General features: G+C 44.8%; 20 protein-coding genes. 7 read left to right on the plus strand and 13 right to left on the minus strand.

What is annotated here, in order from left to right; translation table 11 throughout:
- Window positions 1-20: 20 nt before the first annotated feature.
- Window positions 21-941, plus strand: coding sequence for an aminoimidazole riboside kinase (locus HOP38_RS24155; RefSeq protein WP_198559191.1), 921 nt, complete (start codon window positions 21-23; stop codon window positions 939-941).
- A gap of 76 nt (window positions 942-1017) precedes the next feature.
- Here HOP38_RS24155 and HOP38_RS24160 read toward each other — a convergent pair whose 3' ends face one another.
- From HOP38_RS24160 to HOP38_RS24205, 10 genes are all read right to left on the minus strand, one after another.
- Window positions 1018-1557, minus strand: a complete 540-nt coding sequence (locus HOP38_RS24160; protein WP_096442148.1) for a GNAT family N-acetyltransferase — start codon at window positions 1555-1557, stop codon at window positions 1018-1020.
- Window positions 1558-1730: 173 nt separating this feature from the next.
- Window positions 1731-2921 (minus strand): mannose-6-phosphate isomerase, class I, encoded by a 1191-nt coding sequence (gene manA, locus HOP38_RS24165; protein ID WP_198559192.1) that lies wholly within the window; start codon window positions 2919-2921, stop codon window positions 1731-1733.
- A 390-nt stretch (window positions 2922-3311) separates the two neighbouring features.
- On the minus strand, window positions 3312-4586 hold the full coding sequence (gabT, locus tag HOP38_RS24170; RefSeq protein ID WP_006070397.1) for a 4-aminobutyrate--2-oxoglutarate transaminase: 1275 nt from the start codon (window positions 4584-4586) through the stop codon (window positions 3312-3314).
- 32 nt (window positions 4587-4618) lie between these two features.
- Window positions 4619-6046: an NAD-dependent succinate-semialdehyde dehydrogenase gene (locus tag HOP38_RS24175; RefSeq protein WP_006070396.1), complete on the minus strand. Its 1428-nt coding sequence runs from the start codon at window positions 6044-6046 to the stop codon at window positions 4619-4621.
- 66 nt (window positions 6047-6112) lie between these two features.
- Window positions 6113-7195 carry an agmatine deiminase gene (aguA, locus tag HOP38_RS24180; protein WP_006070395.1) on the minus strand — a complete coding sequence of 361 codons (1083 nt, stop codon included), beginning with the start codon at window positions 7193-7195 and terminating at the stop codon, window positions 6113-6115.
- Between the two features lie 11 nt (window positions 7196-7206).
- Window positions 7207-8073, minus strand: a complete 867-nt coding sequence (aguB, locus tag HOP38_RS24185; protein ID WP_031493990.1) for an N-carbamoylputrescine amidase — start codon at window positions 8071-8073, stop codon at window positions 7207-7209.
- Window positions 8074-8151: 78 nt separating this feature from the next.
- Window positions 8152-9429: an NAD(P)/FAD-dependent oxidoreductase gene (locus tag HOP38_RS24190; RefSeq protein ID WP_088877992.1), complete on the minus strand. Its 1278-nt coding sequence runs from the start codon at window positions 9427-9429 to the stop codon at window positions 8152-8154.
- A gap of 31 nt (window positions 9430-9460) precedes the next feature.
- A complete protein-coding gene (locus tag HOP38_RS24195) occupies window positions 9461-10945 on the minus strand; it encodes an aldehyde dehydrogenase (RefSeq protein ID WP_198559193.1) in 1485 nt (494 codons plus the stop codon).
- A 26-nt stretch (window positions 10946-10971) separates the two neighbouring features.
- A complete protein-coding gene (gene puuR / locus HOP38_RS24200; RefSeq protein ID WP_006070391.1) occupies window positions 10972-11529 on the minus strand; it encodes an HTH-type transcriptional regulator PuuR in 558 nt (185 codons plus the stop codon).
- A gap of 16 nt (window positions 11530-11545) precedes the next feature.
- Entirely contained in the window at window positions 11546-12292 is a 747-nt protein-coding gene (locus HOP38_RS24205; protein WP_038222015.1) for a gamma-glutamyl-gamma-aminobutyrate hydrolase family protein, read from the minus strand.
- Window positions 12293-12639: 347 nt separating this feature from the next.
- Between HOP38_RS24205 and HOP38_RS24210 the strand changes: the two genes are divergently transcribed.
- The 3 genes from HOP38_RS24210 (at window position 12640) to katG (ending at window position 18054) form a co-directional block, all read left to right on the plus strand.
- Window positions 12640-13986, plus strand: a complete 1347-nt coding sequence (locus tag HOP38_RS24210; RefSeq protein ID WP_006070389.1) for a glutamine synthetase family protein — start codon at window positions 12640-12642, stop codon at window positions 13984-13986.
- 17 nt (window positions 13987-14003) lie between these two features.
- Window positions 14004-15479, plus strand: a complete 1476-nt coding sequence (locus HOP38_RS24215; RefSeq protein ID WP_006070388.1) for a Na+/H+ antiporter NhaC family protein — start codon at window positions 14004-14006, stop codon at window positions 15477-15479.
- A gap of 370 nt (window positions 15480-15849) precedes the next feature.
- A complete protein-coding gene (gene katG, locus HOP38_RS24220; RefSeq protein WP_242456578.1) occupies window positions 15850-18054 on the plus strand; it encodes a catalase/peroxidase HPI in 2205 nt (734 codons plus the stop codon).
- A gap of 75 nt (window positions 18055-18129) precedes the next feature.
- Here the strand turns inward: katG and HOP38_RS24225 are convergent, their stop codons facing one another.
- Complete coding sequence (locus tag HOP38_RS24225) at window positions 18130-19317, minus strand: MFS transporter (RefSeq protein WP_006070386.1); 1188 nt, start codon at window positions 19315-19317, stop codon at window positions 18130-18132.
- A gap of 83 nt (window positions 19318-19400) precedes the next feature.
- Here HOP38_RS24225 and HOP38_RS24230 point away from each other — a divergent pair, with 83 nt between their 5' ends.
- Window positions 19401-20390, plus strand: a complete 990-nt coding sequence (locus HOP38_RS24230; RefSeq protein ID WP_198559194.1) for an endonuclease/exonuclease/phosphatase family protein — start codon at window positions 19401-19403, stop codon at window positions 20388-20390.
- Between the two features lie 88 nt (window positions 20391-20478).
- Complete coding sequence (locus tag HOP38_RS24235) at window positions 20479-20976, plus strand: GNAT family N-acetyltransferase (RefSeq protein WP_031494714.1); 498 nt, start codon at window positions 20479-20481, stop codon at window positions 20974-20976.
- A 57-nt stretch (window positions 20977-21033) separates the two neighbouring features.
- On the opposite strand, the gene pcp is transcribed toward HOP38_RS24235, so the two are convergent.
- A complete protein-coding gene (pcp, locus tag HOP38_RS24240; RefSeq protein ID WP_198559195.1) occupies window positions 21034-21672 on the minus strand; it encodes a pyroglutamyl-peptidase I in 639 nt (212 codons plus the stop codon).
- Between the two features lie 83 nt (window positions 21673-21755).
- Here pcp and HOP38_RS24245 point away from each other — a divergent pair, with 83 nt between their 5' ends.
- Complete coding sequence (locus tag HOP38_RS24245; RefSeq protein WP_006070382.1) at window positions 21756-22001, plus strand: hypothetical protein; 246 nt, start codon at window positions 21756-21758, stop codon at window positions 21999-22001.
- 64 nt (window positions 22002-22065) lie between these two features.
- Here the strand turns inward: HOP38_RS24245 and HOP38_RS24250 are convergent, their stop codons facing one another.
- Window positions 22066-24201, minus strand: a complete 2136-nt coding sequence (locus tag HOP38_RS24250; protein ID WP_124941456.1) for a TonB-dependent receptor — start codon at window positions 24199-24201, stop codon at window positions 22066-22068.
- Window positions 24202-24241 lie beyond the last annotated feature (40 nt).

Consider the following 24241-nt stretch of genomic DNA (forward strand, 5'->3'; position numbering starts at 1 on the left):
GTTAATACAGGATTTTTCTCATGAGCAAAGTGTGGGTAACCGGAGATGCTGTCGTAGATTTAATACCAGATACGGCAACTACCTATTTGAAATGTCCAGGTGGTGCGCCTGCAAACGTAGCTGTGGCTATCGCACGTTTAGGTGGTAAAACTGGATTTTTCGGTCGCGTCGGACAAGACCCGCTAGGTCGCTTTATGAAGCAGACTTTGAGCGACGAAAACGTCAATACCGACTATATGCTGCTTGATGAGCAACAGCGCACTTCTACCGTTATTGTTGACTTAGATGACAGCGGTGAGCGCAGCTTTACCTTTATGGTTAAGCCTAGTGCCGACCAATTTATGCAAAAAAGTGACATTCCTGCTTTCGAAAAAGGCGATTGGCTGCACGTTTGTTCAATCGCCCTTGCCAATGAACCTAGCCGCAGTTCTACGATTGACGCAATGAAACAAATTAAGGCTGCTGGAGGCTTTGTTAGCTTCGACCCCAACCTGCGTGATGAGGTCTGGGGCGATCAAAACTTGATCAAACCTGTTTGCCGAGAAGCTATTGCGCTGGCCGATGTAGTTAAGTTTTCAGATGACGAACTCATGTTGCTCACAGACACCAACACCTTAGAAGCAGGTATTGAAGCACTTGAATCCTTTAGCAATACATTGGTCTTGATTACTCAAGGAGCGAAAGGAGCACTGGTTATTCGTGGCGCACAACAAGAGTTGATCGCTGGCACTCCAGTAAAACCCGTCGATACTACAGGTGCAGGCGATGCCTTTGTTGGTGGTCTGTTAACTCGCCTGTCGAAAACAGAAAGCTGGGTAAATGATGAAACCATTCATGACGCTGTACGATGGGCTAACGGTTGTGGGGCATTGGCAACCACGCAAAAAGGCGCAATGACCGCACTGCCTAATGAAAAAGCACTTTTGGAATACATCAAGTAGTTCCTGACACAATACAAAAACGCCTAACATGATTCATGTTAGGCGTTTTTTTAATTCTATTGTTTGAAAAGGCAAACTACACCGACACAACACACTGTTCCATCAACGCTTCTGGATTTTTCCATACATAGATAAACTCATCGACGTGGCGCCCACATGGCGATTCGCCACGCTGTTTCAACGCTCTGTTCGCACCTATGGATTCATAGAACTTAATAGCGTTCGAATTATCCGCCAGTACTTCCAAAAACACACCATTGTCTGGATAGTACTTACTTGCCCATTCCATCGCCAACGCAATCAGTTTCTTTGCCACACCTTTGCCTTGCGCACTTGCCCTAACGTGAAGGTTATCAATGATAGTACCGAACTCGACATTGTGATTACCAAACAGGCAGATAAAACCCGCTAATTCGCCTTGGTGCTCGGCAATAATGACATGTTGGCTGAAAGGAGGGTTTAATAGTCGGGTTTGCCAAATCAGTTGCTTGTCTTCAAGAACCGACTCGTCTAAATAGGACTGGCGCATGATGCCTTTATAGGCTTTTTGCCAACTTACCGCGTGTAGTTCCGCCACACTTTGGTAGTCAGAATATTCTGCTACTCTAAATTCCATTTTATAGTACCTACTGCTTAAGTTTTTACATATCCTTTCATTACATACTAATTATCTGCAACTAAAATGCAATCCATGCTGCATAAGTAATGGGCAAGTTGCACAAAAAAAGGGAGATCTTTCACGATCTCCCTTTATAAGTAGGATTACTGCCCTACTGGCAGCATATTACGCTAGCAATAAGCTCTTGCGAACTTGCCAGCACAAGTCACGCTGTAGTTACCAGCAGAAGCAGGGATGAACACTGAATGACCGCGTTCAACCGTAATGGTTTCGCCATCTAGATGCGTCAATACGATTGGCTCATCCAATGCAAATAGAATCTCTGGTGTTGTGACGTTGACAAATCGGTCTTGCTGGTCAACGAAGACGCTAAATTTAAAGTCTTCTACCGGAATTGGATAGTGCTCTGCACCATTATCCATTTCTGGTTGAGTTAACAACTCCTCACGCAGCTTAGGTTCAAAAATGGTACAAGAAGCCAGCTCTTCAACATCAATGTGTTTTGGCGTTAGGCCTGCACGAAGGACGTTGTCTGAGCTCGCCATAATTTCAAGTCCAGTACCACGACAGTATGCGTGTGGAGTACAAGCGTGAAGGAACATCGCTTCTCCCGGCTCAAGCGTCAATACGTGTAAGAATAATGGAGAGAAAAGACCGATATCACCAGGGTAGAGATCTTTTAGCCATAAGATGAGTTCAAAGGTTTCGTCGCCTTGTTTGGTCTCAGCGAAAGCAAGCAACTTATTCAATGCCGTATCTTTTGCTTGGCCGTCAAGCTTCAGCATACTAACAAACAACGCCTCAAGACCTGTTGCGTCCAGAGATGTTTTATAAGCATTAATAAGAGGCGCTAACTCCTCAATATTAAGCTGTTCGAAGTTGTTTAAGATCTCTTCATAAGAGCGGAAGCCATTCATTGCTTGGTAACGTGTCAATGCGTAAACCAACTCTGGTTTATGGTTTGGATCTTTATAATTGCGGTTTGCTGCGTTACGGGCGATACCAGCGGCTTCTTCTTTGGCAAACCCTTGTTCTGCTTGAGCTTTGCTCGGGTGAACCTGAATAGACAAAGCGCTCGCTGCAGCAAGGACTTTGAACAGGTAAGGCAGCTCACCAAATTTCTGGCTAATGGCTTCACTCAAAACATCACTTAGGTTATCAGTAACAAACTGATCCAGACGCAAAGTCTTATCTGCGGTGACCACTTCAGAGCAGCCGCCTGGGTGTGCACCCATCCAGATCTCAGCTTGTGGTTTGTTATCTGGGTTGGCAATGCCAAACAGAGTGTTAATAGACGTCACGCTACCCCAAGCATAATCTTGGATTACGTTCTGCATAGGTAAGAAATGTTGATGTTTCATTTTTCAGTCCAAGCGATTATTAAATTCTTCTGAGCAGCAATGTATCTTAATCATGGTGTCGAGATTTTGATCACTCTCATTTTGTCAGCACAAATTAGCAGACTTTAGAGTAAAACTGTATAGTTTTTAAGTAAGAGATTGAAAAAAGATATTCAACGCAGAAATGGTATCTTCGGGAAGAAACCAATCCATTAACCCGCTGTAATCAATACATTTTATTTCATAGCTTAAGCGGTTAGAGATTATTAACCGCTGAAGTGAACAGGCAAAAACTGTGATAGACCCAAGATACAATTTGGTTTATCACTCCTAGACATATTGCCATGAACATTAAAAAAGCCCCCTCGGGCTCGAATCGAGAGGGCTTATATTATCCTACGTAACGTCGTTCTATTTCGCTACTTCTGCGATGATGGCTTCCAGTTTGTCTAAACCTTCTGCCAATACATCTGATTCAATCGTTAGTGGCGGGAGCAAGCGAATAACATTGGCTTTAACGCCACAAGACAACAGAATTAAACCATTTTCTTGTGCTTTGCTAATCACCGCTTTGGTAACATCTTGAAGTGGTTGCCCCGATTGTGGATCGGTAAACTCAATCGCCATCATTGCACCAATGGTGCGAATCTCACCAATCGCAGGCACCGTTTTTTGAAGCTCAGCCATACGTGCATTAACCACTTCACCAATACCTTGGGCTTTAGCGCATAGCTGCTCTTCTTCAATTATCTTAAGCACTTCCAAACCGGCAACACAGCCTAATGGAGAACCAGCATAAGTACCGCCTAAACCACCTGGTAACGCAGAATCCATAACTTCCGCTTTACCTACAACAGCAGAGATTGGAAAACCACCAGCAATGCCTTTCGCCATCGTCATCATATCTGGTTCAATATCCAAATACTCTGTTGCGAACATTTTACCGGTGCGGGCAAAGCCTGTTTGGATTTCATCTGCTATTAGCATAATACCGTGCTGGTCACAAAGGCTGCGTAGTGCCTGAGCAAATTCCGCTGGCGCTTGGTAAAAACCACCCTCGCCCTGTACAGGCTCAAAAATGATCGCAGCAACGCGACTAGGTTCAATATCGCAAGCAAACAAATCTTGTAATGCCTGTAAGCTATCTTCTGTGCTGATGCCGTGGAACGCATTTGGATAAGGTGCATGGTAGATTTCGTTCGGGAAAGGACCGAAGCCCGCTTTGTATGGTGCGATTTTTCCAGTCAATCCCATGGTCATATTGGTACGACCGTGAAAACCACCTTTAAAGGCAATGACGCCGCTACGCCCAGTATGAGCACGTGCTACTTTCACCGCGTTTTCAACCGCTTCGGCACCCGTTGTTAGGAAAATAGCTTTCTTTTCCGAGTCGCCCGGAGCAATGTCAGTCAGCTTTTCTGCCAGCTCAACAAAAGATTCATACGGTGTCACCATAGCGCAAGTATGAGAGAAGTTGTCGATCTGGGCTTTTACAGCGTCAGTGATGCGCGAGTTTGAGTGACCAGTATTTGTCACCGCGATGCCCGCTGCAAAATCAATGTATTTGTTACCATCGACATCCCATACATGAGCGTTGTCAGCCTTCTCAACATAAAGTGGGTACAGCGCGCCCATACCCTGAGCGATAACTTTGCTTCTTCTTTCGTGTAGTTGTTGGTTTTTCATTCTTTAATCCTTTATTTGTTACCGCTAGACGTTTAGTTGCCACCAAAGCACAGGTATTTCACATCCATATATTCGTCGATGCCCTGCTTCGCACCTTCACGTCCAATACCCGACTGCTTCACACCGCCAAACGGCGCTACTTCTGTCGAGATAATACCTTCATTAATGCCGACCATGCCGTATTCCAGTGCTTCTGCTACTTTCCAAACACGGTGGATGTTCTGGCTGTAGAAGTACGACGCCAAACCGTAAATCGTGTCGTTCGCCATTTCGATAAGTTCTTCATCCGTATCAAAACGAATTACTGGAGCCACCGGACCAAATATCTCTTCTTGAACGATATCCATGCTGTGTTTCACGTCTTTGAGGACGACTGGCTGCATAAACAAACCGTCTAGTTGTTTAAGAGGGGTGACAGGCACTGCACCTTGCTCTACCGCACGGTCAATCAGTGCTTGGATGCCCTGTTTTGCACTTTCATTGATAACTGGTCCAATGTTGACACCTTCATCTAAGCCGTTTCCGACTTTTAGCTGCTGTACTGCTGCATCAAATTTCGTTACGAACTCATCGTACACTTTACTATGCACATAGAATCGGTTCGCACAGACGCAAGTTTGACCCGCATTACGGAACTTAGAGGCCATAGCGCCCTGCACGGCTGCATCAATATCAGCATCATCGAAGACGATGAATGGCGCATTACCACCCAGTTCCATTGACGTGCGTTTGATGTCTTTTGCGGCTTGTTGCATTAACACACTGCCCACTTGAGTAGAACCAGTGAAAGACAGCTTGCGAATCAGTGGGTGAGAAGTGAAGATCGCACCGATTTTGCGTGAACTTTCACCTAGAACCACTTGCAGCGCGTCTTTCGGAATGCCCGCTTGGTACGCGAGTTCCACAATTGCAAATGCAGACAGCGGTGTTGAATCCGATGGCTTAACGACGAAACTACAACCGGCAGCCAATGCAGGACCTGCTTTACGTGTGATCATAGCGATAGGGAAGTTCCATGGCGTAATCGCACATGCGACACCAATAGGTTGCTTGATGGTTACCAAGCGCTTGTCTGCCGTTGGTCCAGGAATGGAGTCACCGTAGGTGCGTTTGGCTTCTTCAGCAAACCATTCAATAAAGCTGGCACCATACAGAACCTCACCCGCAGCTTCTGCCAATGGCTTACCCTGTTCAACAGTCATAATACGAGCAAGGTCGTCTTTGTTCTCAAGAATTAATTGATACCAGCGGTTTAATAATACTGCGCGCGACTTAGCCGGCACTTTGGCCCACTCTTTCTGCGCCACATGAGCTCGCTCAATAGCATCCATCAGCTCAGGTTCAGATGAAATAGGAGCATGACCCACAAGTTCGCCTGTTGCTGGGTTTGTCACGGCTACAGCGTTGTCCGCTGCCGTTACCATAAAGGAGAGTAAGCTCTTATTATTTATTTGCTGCATGGTAATTCCTTTTGTTCCTACTCCTAGCTTTCGCTAGGAATGCTGTGGATAAAAAGCAGATGAATCCTAAGCGGGAATCTGCTGGGTAATGCAGTGAATATTGCCACCGCCTAGTAAAACTTCTCGTGTTGGTATGCCAACAATCTCATAATCGGGAAGCGCTTTTGTTAAAATCTCGATAGCAATATCGTCATATTGGTCATCAAGTAATGGCAAAAATATATGTCCGTTCACCATCAGAAAGTTAGCATAGGAAGCACTCAGTCGCTCCCCTTCGTGACGATTCATACCATCGCTTGATTCAATTCCATTCGCTTCTTCTTGCGAATAGTAAAGAGGACCCGGAACTGGGATTTTGACAATCTCAATGGCTCGACCTTGTGCATCGGTTTGTGCACTAAGCGCCGCATGCGCTTCACGTGATAACTTAAATTGCGGATCGAAGGGATCATCCGTCCAGCTGAGTACCACTTTTGCTGGAGCGACAACGTGAAGTAAGTTGTCGACATGCCCATCCGTTTCATCATTAAACAAACCGTTTGGAAGCCAGACGACCTTTTCGATACCAAGATACTCGGCTAGTAGCGCTTCTATCTGTTGTTTACTTAGTTCAGGGTTACGTCCCGGACTCAATAAGCATTCTTCAGTTGTGTATAACGTGCCTTCGCCATCTGTATGAATCGCGCCACCCTCCAGAACAAATGGAGCGCGATAATGATCGATTCCCAACACATCACAGACGGATGCGGCAACTTTATCGTCATCACTCCAGTCTTCGTAAAGGCCGTTAAACTCGCCTCCCCAAGCATTGAACTTCCAACTGACGCCGCGTCTCTCTCCCGATGAGTTCACTACAACAGTAGGACCGATATCGCGCATCCAAGAATCGTTGAATGCCATTTCAACCAGTTTGACGGACGAGTGCAGCATGCTTCTTGCGGTTTCATATTGCGAAGAGCTTACTGCAACAGAAACACACACTACGTCCGCAATCGCATTCGCCACGTTGGCAAAGGTTTGTTGCGCAGGTTTTGCACTAGCGCGCCAATTATCACGACGCTCAGGCCATGCCAACCAGACCTCTCTTACTGGTTCATATTCAGCAGGAAAATAGAAACCGTCTTGCTTTGGGGTCGTATCGAGTTTCATCGTCCACCTCGTTACTTAGCTAAGCTCATTATGTCTTGATATAAGTCCGGACGACGGTCACGGAACAGTCCCCACGCGTGACGCGCTTGCGCAGTAGCCTGTAGGTCAATTTCCGCGTAGATGATAGTTTCACCTTCTCTTGGAGCTTCTGCCAGCTTACCGCCAGTATGATCAGTGATGAATGATGAACCATAGAAGGTAGTTTCAATGCCATCATCCACTTCTACTCCTACACGGTTAGACGCGATAACAGGTACAAGGTTGGCAGCCGAGTGGCCTTGCATAGTACGCTGCCAATGGTCACGTGAATCCAGAGATAGGTCTTGTGGCTCTGAACCAATTGCTGTTGGGTAGAAAATAGCTTCTGCACCGTTAAGCACTAAGCAACGTGCCAGCTCAGGGAACCATTGATCCCAACAAATACCTGCACCGAAAGTACCGAACTTGGTTTTCCATACTTTAAATCCTGTATCACCAGGGCTGAAATAGTATTTCTCGCTATAGCCAGGACCATCTGGAATATGGGATTTGCGGTAGTTTTCTAGTACCGTACCATCTGCATCGATCATCACTAAAGAGTTGAAAAAGGTGTTTCCCGCTTTCTCAAAATAGCTCACAGGTATAACCACATTCAGTTCTTTAGCTAGCGCGCTAAGCTCTTTGATCAGACGAGAATTATCCGTTTCTTCAGCAAGTTCAAAATACTTGGCTTCTTGCTTCTTACAAAAGTAAGGCGCTGCCATGAGCTCTTGAGGTAGTACAACATTCGCACCATTTGCCGCAGCTTCGCGAATCGCACCTTTGATTTTTTCTAGATTCGCTTCTAAATCCCAAGTTTTGGTTAACTGCATCGCAGCAAATTTAACTACTCTACTCATCGGATCTTCCTTTATCTATTCTTTGTTTGAGGCTGACTGAGTGCCTGTCATAGCAGGCACTTCTTGTTATTTTCTGAATTAGATTGCTAGTTTGTCGCGTAAGTTGTAATAAGCTGCCCCCATCGCTGTCATCGGGATAGCAAAATGACGACCGCCAGGGAACGCGATGTGGGTTAAATCAGCGAACGCGTCAAAACGTTCTGCGTGTCCGGTTAGTGCTTCAGCCAACAGTTTGCCAGCAAGGTGAGTACAAGTAACACCGTGACCACTGTAGCCCTGTAGGTAATAAATGTTGTCTGCAAAAGCACCAAATTGCGGCATGCGGGAATAAGTCAGTAGGAAGTTACCCGTCCACTTATAATCAATACCGATACCTTTTAATTGTGGGAAGATCTTCTCCATCTTAGGACGAATGATGCCTTCGATATTTTCTGGGTCACGAGCACCGTAAACTACACCGCCACCAAATAGTAAGCGCTTGTCCGCGCTAAGACGGAAGTAGTCCAATAGATAGTTGCAGTCTTCAACACAGTAATCTGATGGCAAGATCTCTTTAAGTTGCGCCTCGGAAAGAGGCTCAGTGGCTACGACCTGAGTACCACACGGGATCGCTTTATTGCTGATGTTTGGAGCAAGCCCACCAAGGTAAGCATTGCCTGCAAGAACGATGTATTTCGCTTTTACGCTGCCTTTTTCTGTATGCGCAACAGGATTGGCGCCTTTTTCTAGGCGAGTCACACCGGACTGTTCGAAAATTTGTCCGCCAAGTGCCGTTACAGCTGCAGCTTCGCCCAACGCCAGTTTGAGTGGGTGAATATGGCCACCACGCATATCCAGTAGAGCGCCTTTATAAGCTGTGGTACCTACTGCGGCTTCCACTTCGCTCGCATCCATCATACGAAGCTGATCGTTACCATAACGTTCCCAGTGCTTTTTGTGCTCTTCTAGACCTTTTAATTGCTTATTATTCAGAGCAGTAAACATTCCCCCCTGCTTGAAATCACAATCAATGTTATGTTTGTCGATAAGGCCGCGAATGATATCACCACCTTCAAAAATCATGTCACACAGTGCCTTAGCTTGCTTTTCACCATAGCGACTCTCAATAACGTCTACGTCGCGGCTATAACTGTTAACAATCTGGCCGCCATTACGACCTGTCGCGCCGAACCCTACTTTCGCATTCTCCAGCACTACAACCTTAAAGCCTTTTTCTGCTAAATGAAGAGCTGAGGAAAGACCCGAGAAACCCGCGCCTACGACACACACATCACACTCAATATTGTCTTGCAGTTGTGGGTACTCACTTACATTCGGGATTGAGTGAGCATAATATGAATCAGTATGTTTGTTCATGGTTATATTCCTTTCGATTACAGCTTCAGGCTTAAGGTTGGAGACGAATCCATGTCGTCTTGGTTTCAGTGAATTTTTCGATGGCATGAATCGACTTGTCACGTCCATTACCACTCATTTTGAATCCACCAAATGGGACGGTCATATCGCCCTCGTTGTAGTTGTTCACCCACACAGAGCCAGCTTCTAACTGCTTTGCGACTCGATGTACGCGATTAATATTGTCACTCCAAAGTGCAGCGCCTAAGCCATATTTGGAGTCATTAGCAATAGCGATAGCTTCTTGCTCTGTTTTAAATGGAATGACGCATAACACTGGGCCAAAGATCTCTTCTTGAGCCACACGCATACTGTTGTCCACATTATCGAGAATCACTGGTTCAACAAAGGCGCCTTTACCGCCTGCGTCACCACCACAGCGCAGCGTAGCCCCTGCATCTTGACCTAACTTAACGTAATCGAGCACTTTTTCTTTGTGTTCACGGTCAATAAGCGCCCCCATAGAAGACGTGGGATCCATTGGATCTTTAGGCATGAAACCCTGAGCTGCGCTAATCACTTTATCGATAAATACATCTTTAATGCTTTCGTGAACCAAAAGGCGTGTTGCTGCTACGCATACTTCACCTTGGTTATAGAAACAACCTGCGGCTGTTTCTGCAGCTGCGCGGTCAAGATCGGCATAATCATCAAAGACTATATTTGCGTTCTTACCACCAGCCTCAGCCCAGACACGTTTTAGGTTAGTTTCACCGGAAGCAATCATAAGATGACCAGCCACACGAGTTGAGCCTGTAAAAGCGATACAATCTACATCTTCGTGACGTGCCAACGCTTCTCCCGCTTCATGGCCATAACCAGTAATAACTTGAAATGCACCCGCTGGAATACCTGCTTGATTCGCCAGTTTGCCTAAGAAGATTGCCGTTAATGAAGACTTTTCTGATGGTTTTAGGATGACACTGTTACCCGCAGCCAAGGCTGGACCTAACTTCCAACAACCAATCCATAGCGGGAAGTTCCACGGAACAACAGCAGCGACAACACCGATCGCTTGATGAGAGATAAAGGCGTGAACATCTTTTTCTGTAGGTGCAACTTCACCATAAACTTTGTCGATGGCTTCCGCATACCAGCGAATAGATTTCGCTGCGCCGGGAATATCCGTCGATACACTGTGTGCAATCGGCTTACCAGTATCAAGTGTTTCTAATAGCGCTAATTCTTCAACATTTTCATCAATAAGAGCAGCAAACTTCAACAGTACGTCTTTACGCGCCGCTGGAGCAATTTGACTCCACTCACCTTGTTTAAATGCTTGTCTTGCGTAATCTACAGCACAATCAACATCGGCAGTTTGGCAACGTGCAATATTAGCAATGATTTCATCGGTAGCTGGGTTTACGACCTCTAGCGTCTTGCCATCTGCTGCTGCGGTATACTCACCATTTAGAAACGCTCTTTGCTCGATATTTAGAGCATTTCGTTGTTCAATCCATTGTTGCTGCGTTTTCATACGCTCTCCTTGGTTACCTCAAGGCGCTAGAATGCTTTTGGCGTGTGTGCACTTATCATTCTGCAAGCCTTATCGGAGTGATTAGTAAATTTATGTGGAATCGTTGTATCAATAACGTAAGACTCCCCTGCCTTTATTAGGTAGGTCTCCCCGTTATATTCAAGTTCAACTTCACCACTTAATACGGTGCCGACTTCTTCACCTTCATGCTTGATATTGGATGCGCCCGTTGTACTGTTAGGCCCATATTCTTCAATAAGAAAGCCGATTTCTTGTTTATTGCTGCCATTGTTAACCAACTTCATTGAGACATTTTCACTGCCAATTTCAATGAGGTCTTCTGGTTTAACCACGACCTTAATCTCTTTATTTTCTTGTTGCTCAAGAGTAAAAAACTCTGAAAGAGACAACGAAAAAACGTTCACTATTTTTTGCAGAGAACTCACCGAAGGACTCACTTTGGCATTCTCAATTGAAGAAATAGCGCTGTGGGTGATGCCCGCTTTTTCTGCCAGTTCTCGTTGTGAAAGTCCTCGCTCTTTTCTTAGTTGAGCGATATTTTTACCAATCTGGTGGTTATCCATGCATTCAGCCTCTAAATTACTGTGAAGCTGACATAATAAATTCTTTAAATAAAATTTGTGAGAAATGATTGTGTTTTGCTTGCCATTCTGGGTGCCACTGCACGCCAACAAAATATTTTTGACCAGGCAGACTAAAAGCTTCTACAAGTCCATCAGGTGCTTTAGCTTCTACTTTTAAGGTTGTAGCCAGCTTATCAACCCCCTGATTATGAAGCGTATTTACTTCAAACTTCTCCGTTTGATTCCACTCTGCTTTCACTAACCATTGCTGAAAGACGCCGTCATTTTCAACATAAACAGGATGAGCGGGCGCATACTTCTCATTGAAATCTTTTGATTCGCTTTCACGATGGTCATCGAACCCCGCTTCGTGAACTGCAGGGTTTAGGCTTCCCCCTAACGCCACGTTCATCTCTTGGAAACCACGACAAATACCAAGGCACGGAATGTTCATATCTATAGCACGACGTATAAGCTGAATAGCTAATTCATCTCGTGCTTCATCTTTCTTTAATTCTTCATGTGAACCGTTGTATCGATGAGGCGCCACATTGGAATGACTGCCAGGGAATAACAGTCCATCACAAACCGCCAACACTCTATCTAACTCACTGTCTTCTATTACAGATGGAAGAATGATTGGTGTGCCACCGAAGTCTTTCACTGCTTGAAGGTAGAACTCATTCAATGCCTGTATCTGATATCCAGCGAGCTCTTTCTTACAGCTTACGAGTCCTATTATCGGTTTTCTTATCTCAGACATTGTCACACTCACGTTCGATTTATTTAACAAAAACCGTACAACCCATGTACAAAATTATCAACACAAGTGTTCAAAATAGGTTCCAAATCGTGACTTCGATCTCTATTTTGTTCAAAAAAAGCACTAATTTCGCTCGATATATTGAGCAAAAGGCGATCAACTGTTACAAATTAGTTAACGTTTAACAAGGTCGAAATAATCACCAAATTAAACAAATCACAATAAAAACAATTACATAAGTTTATAAAACAGCCAAAAACCCCATTTAAGACATGGCTTTTGTGTTCTTTTTGTTAAACACCAAGCTAATTTTTCGTCAAAGAGTGGGGCCACTAGGAGTAGTAAAGATGGATACCTATTTACAGGAAGTTAAAAATTTTCGACAAAGTTGGCCAGAAATTAAGTACGTTGACCTCATTTTCACGGATGTCAACGCAACACCACGCGGTAAACGCATACCAGTAGATTCCTTAGACAAGTTAGTGAAAGGTGTTGCTCTTCCTCTTTCTACTATTACGCTCGATACCAAAGGTGCTGTTGTTGAATCAGCAGGATTAGGTGAAGATCTTGGCGAACCTGATAACCTTTGCTTTCCTGTCGCTGGCACTTTACTACCAACTGCAAAGGAAGGTACCGGACAACTGCTACTCAGCATGATGGAAGATGACGGAAAAACCCCTCACCGTTTGTTCATCCGCAACATCATCGACCGTATGTTGAATACTCTGCATTCAAAAGGCATGTTTCCAGTTGTTGCTTTAGAGCTCGAGTTTTACCTCATTGATAAGGAACGCGGTGAAAATGGTGAACTGCAAACCGCTATTAATCCGACGAAGAACCGACGAGAAAGAGATACCGAAGTTTATGATGTCGATGGGCTTGATGATTATGCTGACTTCCTAGCTGAGCTTAACGCTGCAGCTGCTGATCAAGGTTTAAATACGGCTGGTGCGCTATCAGAATCTGCACCGGGTCAGTTTGAAATTAACTTTAATCACTCGCAAGACGTACTTCGCGTATGTGACGAAATCATTTTCTCTAAGCGTCTTATTAAACAAATCGCCCACAAACACGGTTTTGATGCCACATTCATGGCAAAACCTTTCCTTGAAGAAGCAGGAAATGGACAGCACATGCACATCAGCCTTATCGATGAGCAAGGCGATAACCTGTTTACCAATAAAGACGATGACTCTGCAAGCCCACTGTTCTACCAAACTATGGCTGCAATGTTATCGCAGATTTCGGATGCGATGGCCCTCCTATGTCCTAACGTGAACTCTTACCGCCGTTTTGTGCCTGGTGCTTACGTACCAACAAAAGCGGATTGGGGTGAGAACCACCGAGGCGTAGCCCTTCGCGTTCCAATTAGCGATGGTAAAAACCGTCGTATTGAACATCGCATCGCAGGTGCGGATGTCAATCCATACATTCTCGCTGCAGTAGTACTCTCAGCCGTATTAGCGAGTGATAACTATACCCAAGAACAATGTCCACCAGCTCTTAGTGAAAACGCCGTAGACCTACCAACGCGTATGTCTGATGCACTGACACAGCTTGAAGCCAGTGAATTAGGTGCCTTTTTCTCTCAAGACTTTATTGATATGTATCTCGCTTGCAAACGAAGTGAACTGGCCGAATTCGAACGCATTATTACACCGTTAGAAATTGATTGGATGCTTCACTCTGCATAACGAAAGGAATGAGTTTTATGACTACGCAGACAAAGGCGCTGGAGGCGCCGCTCAAAATAAGCAGTAAACATTTGGCGGTTAGCCTTACAATAGTCTTCCTGTTTATAACCTTTACCTCGATTGGACTCAATCATGTCGAAGGCGAAAGCTACGGCTGGTTGGCACTGTTACCGACATCGTTAGTACTTGTCTTTGCATTAACCACACACCGCACCGTTGAAGCACTATTCAGTGGCACCATTGCCGGTGTTCTACTGCTTGACCCTACTCAAGCAGTAGAACAGATCGTTGGCATTTCGATGGATGTGATGATGAATGAAACCATCGCATGGATCATTCTCGTCTGCGGTCTAATGGGTGGCCTGATTGCGATTCTAGAAAAAGGTGGCAGTATCCTTAGCTTCAGTGACATGCTGGTGAACAAAGTTAAGAGCCGCAATCAATCGCTATTGATGACATTTTTTCTAGGTATTCTGATTTTCATTGATGACTACTTGAACGCCATTGCGATTTCGTCATCAATGAAGAAAATTACTGATGGCTATCAGGTTTCACGCGAGAAGCTCGCTTATCTTGTTGACTCAACGGCAGCACCTATCTGTATTCTGGTCCCAATTTCTACTTGGGCTATCTTCTTCAGTTCTCTATTGGAAGCCAATGAAGTTGCTGAACCGGGACAAGGTATTGCTGCGTACATTCAAGCCATTCCGTATATGGCTTATGGCTGGGTAACGTTGGCGATTGTTTTCTTCGTAGCTATTGGCAAAATGCCAGACCTAGGCGCAATGAAAAAAGCAGAAGAGCGCGCTCGCAACGGTCAAGTTAAACCAGATGGCGCAACAGATATCGACTTTGGTGCTGACATCAAAGCACACTCAAACCCGACTATGGGACTAATTAACTTCCTATTGCCAATGGTTGTTCTGGTCGGAGCCTCTTGGTACTTCGGTATTGACCTATTAGCAGGTGTGTTTGTTGCCATTATCTTTACTATCTGTTTCTACGGCATTCAAAAACTAGTCACCATGAATGAACTGTTCGATGCAGTGTACGATGGCATTAAGGTCATGTTACTGCCTCTAGCTACAGTGATTGGCGGCTTTATGCTTAAGAGTGTTAACGACTCATTGGGGCTAACACAGTACGTAATTGAGACTGTAAGCCCATACTTGTCAGCACAGTACTTCCCTGCCCTGATCTTCCTAGTAACAGGCGGCCTTGTCTTTGCATCAGCATCATCCTGGGGGACCTTTGCGGTCGCAATGCCAATTATTCTTCCTCTCGCGGAGCAAATTGGTGTTCCACTGCACTTAACCATCGCCGCTATGCTGTCAGCATCAGCAGCAGGTAGTCATTCATGTTTCTTCAGTGACTCCACGGTGCTATCGGCTCAAGGATCTGGATGTACATCAATGCAACATGCCGTAACGCAGTTCCCATATGCGTTGATTGGTATTGTCGCGACCACCCTATTCTTCATAGTCGTTGCATAACAGCGATCTAAGAATGCCAAAGGGATACCTACTCAGCGGGTATCCCTTTTTTTGTTCCGTTCTCTAGCTTTTTGATTTCGAAAAAATAGCACCTGTTCTCACTTTCCTACAAATATGTGTCTTACACTCTTGAAGCATTTAAACATAATAGCCTTACATTTTGTAAGTTATTGTAAAGAGTATCATTCTTATTTAATTGCTTGATTTAAATCAATTTTACTCAATCATTTTTGTTGTTTTATTGTGATACAAACGACCATACTGTAACTACAAAGATCGGATGTATTACAGTGGAATGGACGTGCACAGTGTTAGTTATTTTCCTTATTCGCATTCGCTTTTAAGGACATTTCAAATTATGGAGATGAAAATGAAACACCATAGTGGCGCAGGAAAAGGGCAATGCCCAGTGATGCATGGCAGTCATACTCGAGTTGGTGGTAAAGGTACACAAAACCGACAATGGTGGCCTAATCAACTCAACCTCAGAATTCTTCATCAGAATGATAAAAAAGGTAACCCGTACGATCCTTCCTTCGATTACAAGAAGGCATTTCTAACACTTGATCTAAAAGAAGTTAAGCAAGCTATCGAAACGGTTCTTACCGATTCAAAAGACTGGTGGCCCGCTGACTATGGGCACTATGGTCCCTTTATGATTCGTATGGCTTGGCACTCGGCTGGAACTTACCGTACGGCGGATGGACGTGGCGGTGCTAACTCAGGCAACCAACGTTTTGCACCACTAAACAGCTGGCCAGATAATGGTAATTTAGATAAAGCTCGTCGCCTGTTATGGCCAGTAAAACAAAAATATGGCAAAGCTCTTTCATGGGCAGATCTATTTATTCTTGCAGGTAATGTTTCCATAGAATCAATGGGGCTAAAAACCTTTGGTTTCGCGGGTGGCCGTGAAGATATTTGGGAACCTGAGGAAGACGTTTATTGGGGCATGGAAAGTGATTGGTTAGGCGATGAGCGTTACTCCGGCGATCGTCAACTAGAGAATCCACTCGCTGCGGTACAGATGGGACTTATCTACGTTAACCCTGAAGGACCAAACGGGGAGCCAAGCGTCCTTGCTTCTGGCCGTGATATCCGAGACACATTCGCTCGAATGGGCATGGATGACGAAGAGACCGTTGCACTTGTTGCCGGTGGCCATACATTCGGTAAAACGCATGGTGCAGGCGATCCTGAACTGATGGGCCCAGAACCGGAAGCGGCACCAATGGAAGAAATGGGCTTCGGTTGGCGTAACCACTTTGGCAGCGGCTTGGGAGATGACACAACAACCAGTGGTATCGAAGGAGCTTGGACTCCAAACCCAATCCAATGGGACAACGGCTACTTTGATATGTTGTTTGGCTACGATTGGGATCTTGTTAAAAGTCCAGCTGGCGCTTGGCAATGGGTACCTGTAGGGGTTCCAGAAGACCATATGGCCCCAAAAGCTCATGATGCATCACAGAAAGTCACCACTATCATGACCACTGCCGATATGGCAATGCGTATGGACCCTATCTACGGGGAAATTTCTAAACGTTTCCATAATAACCCTGACCAATTCGCAGATGCTTTTGCACGCGCTTGGTTCAAATTGACTCATCGTGATATGGGACCAAAATCTCGCTATCTAGGCGAAGAAGCTCCGAGTGAAGATCTCATTTGGCAAGACCCATTACCTGCAGTTTCTGGTGACATGATCGATGACACAGACATTAAAGAATTGAAGCACAAGCTCCTTACTTCAGGCTTAACCATTTCTGAACTGGTTTACACCGCGTGGTCATCCGCATCGACCTTCAGAGGCTCTGATTTCCGCGGGGGCGCTAACGGAGCACGTATTCGCCTTGCGCCTCAACGCAGCTGGGAAGTAAACCAGCCAGCGCAACTTGAACGTGTTCTAGCAACCCTTGAAGCAATTCAAGAGGAGTTCAATCAAGCTCATGGTAACAAAGTGGTTTCCATTGCTGACCTGATTGTCCTTGGCGGTAACGCTGCGATTGAAAAAGCAGCCCTAGAAGCAGGTACTAACGTTGAGGTTCCATTTACTGCTGGTCGCGTGGACGCAATGGCTTCTCAAACCGATGAAGCATCCTTTAATGTTCTCGAACCCGTAGTCGATGGATTCCGCAACTACGCACAAAAAGCCTACTCAGTGTCTGAAGAAGATTTACTGCTAGATAAAGCTCAACTGCTAACACTAACAGCGCCAGAAATGACTGTTTTGATTGGTGGTTTGCGTGTTCTAGGCGCAAACTTCGGCAATAGTGAGCATGGCGTTCTTACAGAGCGTAAAGGTGTTCTTAGCAATGATTTCTTCATCAACCTAACCGATATGAATGTCGAGTGGCGTCCGAGTAACGAAGAGGCTACGGAGTTTGTCGGTCTAGAGAGAGCAACAGGTGCAACCAAGTGGAAAGCCACACGCTCTGACTTGGTGTTTGGTTCAAACTCGCAACTGCGTGCGTTGGCAGAAGTATATGCTTGTGATGATGCCAAAGAGACCTTTATTTGCGACTTTGTCTCCGCCTGGGTCAAAGTGATGAACGCGGACCGTTTCGACATCTAATTACGATAAACCCATAAGCAAAAGCCACTTGTTACCAAGTGGCTTTTTTGTTTCTAGGATCGGTTCGGCATTAACCTAATTCCAGTTAAGTACTCTTACCTCATTGCCTTCTTCGGGCTTTCGAGGAATGTTAAGTGACAACAATAGTGAAATCGCGGCCATTCCTGCGCCAATATAGAACACACTTGAAGGTGAAATCAGCCAAATGAATCCAAAGGTAACAGGAATGACAACAGCTGCAATATGGTTAATGGTAAAGGATACTCCCGCCGTAGACGCCATATCCGCTGGGTCTGCGATTTTTTGGAAATAGGTTTTGATAGCTAACGCTAGCGCAAAGAAAAGATGGTCAATAACGTAAAGCGCCGCGGCCCATTCTGCCGTTTGAACCAGTCCATAACCCACAAAAACAAAGATCAGTCCAACATACTCAAACATAAGAGCCTTACGTTCACCAACAACACCAATAAACCGACCGATTTTTTTAGCAAATAGGAAGTTAAACAAGTAGTTAATCAAGAAAAGGAGTGTGATATCAGAGACGCTATAACCAAACTTTTCCACCATTAAGAAGCCGGCAAAGACGGTAAAGATCTGCCTTCTTGCTCCACTCATAAACGTTAGGGCGTAATACAGCCAGTAACGCTTACGCAGCACCAGCTTTTTAGTCTGAGGGGTTTCCGTTTTGAACTGTGGGAAAGCCAAGGCAATAAACAGCACTAAGACAAAACCGATACCGCCACTGATTCCATAAACCCATACGTAGTCTAGCTTGAACACCTCAACCATCACCCATAGCGCGCCATAGGTTAAGAGCGAAGCTAATGCTCCTACAGAGATGAGTTTACCCAGCACTTCAGGCGCCTCTTCTTTGCTTAACCATTGCAGTGATAGGGATTGCTTTAGTGTTTCAAAGTAGTGAAAACCCGTCGACATAATTAATGTCGTAATTAACAAACCGGCAACAGAGGGAAACATACCCGTAATCGCCGTGCCAAAGGTCAGTAGTAACAAAGAAACAATCATGAACTTCTGTTCTCGAATGAACAGCAAAACAAAGACGGTAGTGAAGGCTAGAAATCCAGGGATCTCACGAACACTTTGCAATAGACCAATATCGGAACCATCAAAATTAGCTTTCTCAATTACGAAGTTGTTCAGCAATGCCATCCAACTCGAAAACGCAATTGGCACTATAATCGAGATAATGATGAGAAAGTTTTTTGGGGTTCGCCATCCGCTAGCGCTTTGCGTTGAAGACATTATCAATTCCTAAGGAGCTGTTATTTTTAATTTGGGAAATGTATGCTCACGATTAGACATGAGTTTTAGTGGAGTCTAATACGTTGACACAGATAAATAAATTAAAAGTCACCACCTGCAACTTATGTAATTTTGTTGAGCCACCGTTTGCCTATTATGAGATGGAGAACATCTACACGGCAAAGCAATGGCAACAAAAAACACTGTGGCTAAAGCAAACGCTGAGCGAACTCAACTCCGATGTCGTTGCTTTTCAGGAAGTGTTTTCGGTTGAAGCGCTGCGGGCTTTAGTTAAATCATTGGGTTATGGTTATTTTACTTACAATACTGAGCCACGGTTAGAATCCGGATATATATATTCTCACCCAGCTTTAGCTTTTGCCTCTCGTTACCCAATCGTCCGACATTCAAATCTCACCTCCCTTACGCCTTTTGAAGGCGAGTTCAGCCGTCCAGCATTACACATTTCCTTGAATATTGAGGGGATCGGGGAGTTAGACATGTACAACGTTCATCTCAAGTCAAAAAGACCAACGCTGCCTGACGAGAATCTAGACAACAAGTCTACTGTCGATGCTTGGCTCGTTGAAACGCAAGGTCAGACACTTTCATCGCTGATGCGAATTCAAGAGGCAGGCGCGTTGCACCAAGCAATAGTGCAAAATAAACGATGCTACCAACGACCTTTTCTACTGCTTGGTGATTTCAACAACAGTATTGGCAGCAACGAGTTCGAACCGTTTCGAAGCCAATACCGTCATCGAAGGAAAGATACCCGCGCAGACATCAAAGCTTATCATTTTCACGACAGTTGGGATTTAGTGCCAAAAGGTAAGCCGGTTCGCCCTGTGGATGAGATTAAGCCACCTATCACTCATTACTATGGTGAATATGGCAGTCGATTAGACCATATTCTTCTATCAAGTGAGTTTTGCCCTAACTATGAACGCTCAATGTTTGAAGTGACTGACTATCAGCTTACTAACAAGCATATTATTGACCCCATATTTGGCATTGATGACCTCAGTACCGACCATGCTTTGGTTTCTGTCTCGTTTGAAACGCGTGCCTAATCTCAATCCAATAAGATAAAGCGCTTGCTTATGATAAAAAATTCAATTAGTTATAGGGGTTAACAACATCACAAGCGAGGAGGCTGACATGAACGTTATTATTCGACCAACAGAACTACGAGACGCAGAGGGTCTGAGTCAGCTCTATTCGCAACCAAAAGCACAACGAGAAACCCTGCAACTGCCTTTACCTTCGGTCGCAATGTGGCAAGAAAGACTAAGTAATATGCCTGTCGGGGTGTATAGCTACGTAGCCGAATTAGACGGAAAAATTGTCGGTAATATTGGACTGGAACACTCTCAGCGCCCAAGAACGGCACACTGTGCAAGCTTTGGGATTGGAGTTCATGATGAATATCATGGTTTAGGCATTGGTAGTCGATTGGTGGAAACCGTGTTAGACCTAACAGATAATTGGCTCAATGTTCAAAGGGTACAGATCGAAGTAAACGCCGATAATAAAGCAGCTATCGCCCTCTACTCTAAATTCGGTTTTGAGATTGAAGGTGAGGCGCTATGCTCAGTCTTTCGAGACGGTGAATTTATCTCGACGTATTATATGGCTCGACTGAAAGATCAATTGTAGTGTCAACTTTACCAAGAACACGAGTTCACCGTGTTCTTGGTACTCGCTTCTCTTCTGTCAGCAAATCTGTCCTGCACCCACTTTACTGTCTTTATCACAATTAAGCGCAACCTGAGCGGCAAGTCTCAGCCCCTCGACAATCTTATCCAACGACATAGTCGGCTGACTGCCGTCAATATCTTGCTCAGGTAACAATGGAACGTGAATGAAGCCATGTTTAATACCACTACCCCGTAAGTAATGTTGCACACCGTAAAATAGGTGATTGCACACAAACGTCCCCGCCGTATTAGATACCTGACAAGGAATACCCTGTTGTTGGAGTTTTAGTGTTATCGCCTTAATAGGCAGCGTACTGAAATACGCATCAGGCCCATCGCGCACAATAGGAACATCAATCGGTTGATTACCGTTATTATCAGCGATACGGAAATCATCGACATTAATTGCAACTCGCTCAGGTGTAATCGCAGCTCGCCCAGCCCCTAAGCCAACCGTTAGAACTACGTCTGGTTGGTGGGTCTCAATAGCGGCAATCACTGTGTCGATAGATTTATATCGTGTGACGGGTACTTTGCATACCTGTATTTCTGCACCCTGGAGCTGCTGATTGGATAATCGCTTGATCGCTTCCAACGCAGGATTAATCGTGTTGTCTCCAAACACATCAAAGCCCGCTATCAACACTTTTTTCATTTACTACCCAGCCTATTATTGGTTTCTTGGTTTAACTTAGGTAGAGTACGCCACCAGTCATTATCTGCAAGAGATAGAATCTGATGAATATTGAAAATGATGTAATTGAAACGCTTGAGCAGCTAGAGAACTTTCTCATTCAAGTAGAAAGTGGTGCATTGGGACTAAAAGATGTCGCTGGCATCGCGTTAGCAACCTCTAATTCTGATGGTCGTCCATTTGTGGCTGTATTAAGCGACAAACACGAGCTCCTGCTAGGTCGTTGGGTATCTCAAGATGTGTATGAAAACGGCAAAGACTTAGTAAGAACAGGCCCAAAACGTAACTAATATCGCCGGCTGATAGAAAGTAAAAAGGTCTAGACTGTGCTAGACCTTTTATTTATCACAACAATTAGTACTTAACTTGATAGTTCAAAGTAAACGTACGTCCGCGACCTTTGTAGTCATACAGTGCTGGAGTACCGCTATACCAGTATGTTGCACGCTGGCTCCAAGTGGTTTGGTAGTCAGCATTGAACAGGTTCTTGATACCAAACCCAAGGCTACCTACTGGCAGCTTGTAGCTACCCATTAGATCAACAACGGTATAACCTTCAAGTTTACGATCATCCGCATCTTTATAGTCAAACGTTGACAGACTTTGTAGCTTCACGTTGTAGTTGTCTTCATACCAGCCTAGCCAAGCACTTGCTTTTGGAACGCTAGCTTCCATCGCTTTATACGCTTCCCAACCAGAGTCTGCTTTCTCTTCAGAAACCACATAATGGCCTGTAGCACCTAGTTGAAGATTGTTGGTTGCCCAATATGTTAACTGAGCTTCCGCACCGTAGATACGGATTGGGTTGGATATACCTTTAATACTTTGATCAGCCGAGTATTCAACCGAACCATCAGAGTATGAGTAGTATGCAGCCGTTTGCAGTGACACTTTATCCCAATCGCTACGATACCCCACTTCGTAGCTATTGGTACGAATTCCATCTAGTTTAGTATCGTTAACATTGACCGACGGATCTTTGCCGTAGTACTTCGCTGGGTTTGCTAGGTCAAAGCCCTGAGAGAAGTTAGCCCAAACTTGCGAGGTTTGATCTAGATGGTAAATAGTGCCCAAGTTGAACAAGTTTGCAGAGTAGTCCGTTTCACCACCCGGAACGAGCGCTGTACTCGCATTTTTCTTGAAGTCATCTACTTTGGTGTTCATGTACTGATAACGATAGCCACCCTGAAGCGTCCAGTCGGTGGTCAGTGCGTATTCAGCTTGAACAAAACCCGCTAAGGCATAGGTATCAATTCCTGGATAACGTCCTTGAATAGAATCAATTTTGTTAACCAAGCCACCAGTATTTTCCGTGATGGTTTGATTGTAAAGCGCCTGATCGCTAGAGAATCGGTCAATAAATCCATCAACACCATAGGTTAATTGCAGTTTATCAAACGACTTACTTAACGCCGTTTTTAGCGCGAAGATATCGGTATTTTGGTTAGATGAACTTAACTTAAGTGATGTTCCACCATCTTGGGTGTATGGCGAGAACGTATGGTCTTCCTTACGATACGACAGCTCGGCGATGAGCAAATGATTCAGAAAGCTTTGATTGGTGTACTGTGCACTTAGCATATAGCGCTCAGTACCTTGCTGACGATCAGCTTCATAACCTTTGCGTACATCAACAAACTTATAGACACCACTGTTGTCCTTCTCAAAGTACAAACCGTAAGGCGAATCTTGTTGACTATTGTAGTACTGAGCTAACAGGTTAAGGTCTTGAGTATCGGTAAGGCTAATTTGCATATTACCCAATAAGTCGACTGTCTCGTTGAACTGAGTCGAGCCTTGAGTGATATCTGGCGTCACCATTTTACCATTCGCATCGTAGTAAGCTTGTGTCTTATTGTAGGCAACCGACGCACGACCTCGCACTTTATCGTTACCACCAGAAACAGACTGAGCGAGCTTATAATCACCGTCTTCACTAGAGTTAAAGCCTGAAGTACCACCGACAAATGATTCAAATTGAAGATCGTTGCTTTGTGCTTTTTTTGTCACAATATTGATGACACCACCACTCGAACCAGCGCCATATACCGACGTCGCACCGGATAGTACTTCAATGCGTTCGATATTAAACGGGTCAATGGAGTCTAACTGACGACTAATAGAACGTACTGACTGCAGTGACACGCCGTCAATCATTACCATTATGCTTCGACCACGCAGGTTCTGTCCCGAATGCGTTCGACCACCACTATTTACATCAAGAGAAGGCACTGTCGCCGCAAGGATTTCATCTAAGCTCTTGCCTGCGCGATATTGTTCTTCAATTTCCTCTGTACCCACATACCAAACCGTACCTGGAATTTCACTGATACTCTTTGGAGTGCGGCTCGCTACCACCACCATTTTTTCATCGGTATTCGTAGCGGTATTTGACGATTCAGTTTCCGCCACTGCTGAAGCTGAAACACCTGACACTATCATGGTCGCCAAAATGGCGTTAAGGGGGAACTTCCTTGAGCTGATTTTCATTTTATGACTCTTTTACATTTTTGGTTATTAACTCTAATTA

This window comes from Vibrio mediterranei, assembly GCF_013364395.1.
Lineage (GTDB): Bacteria > Pseudomonadota > Gammaproteobacteria > Enterobacterales > Vibrionaceae > Vibrio > Vibrio mediterranei.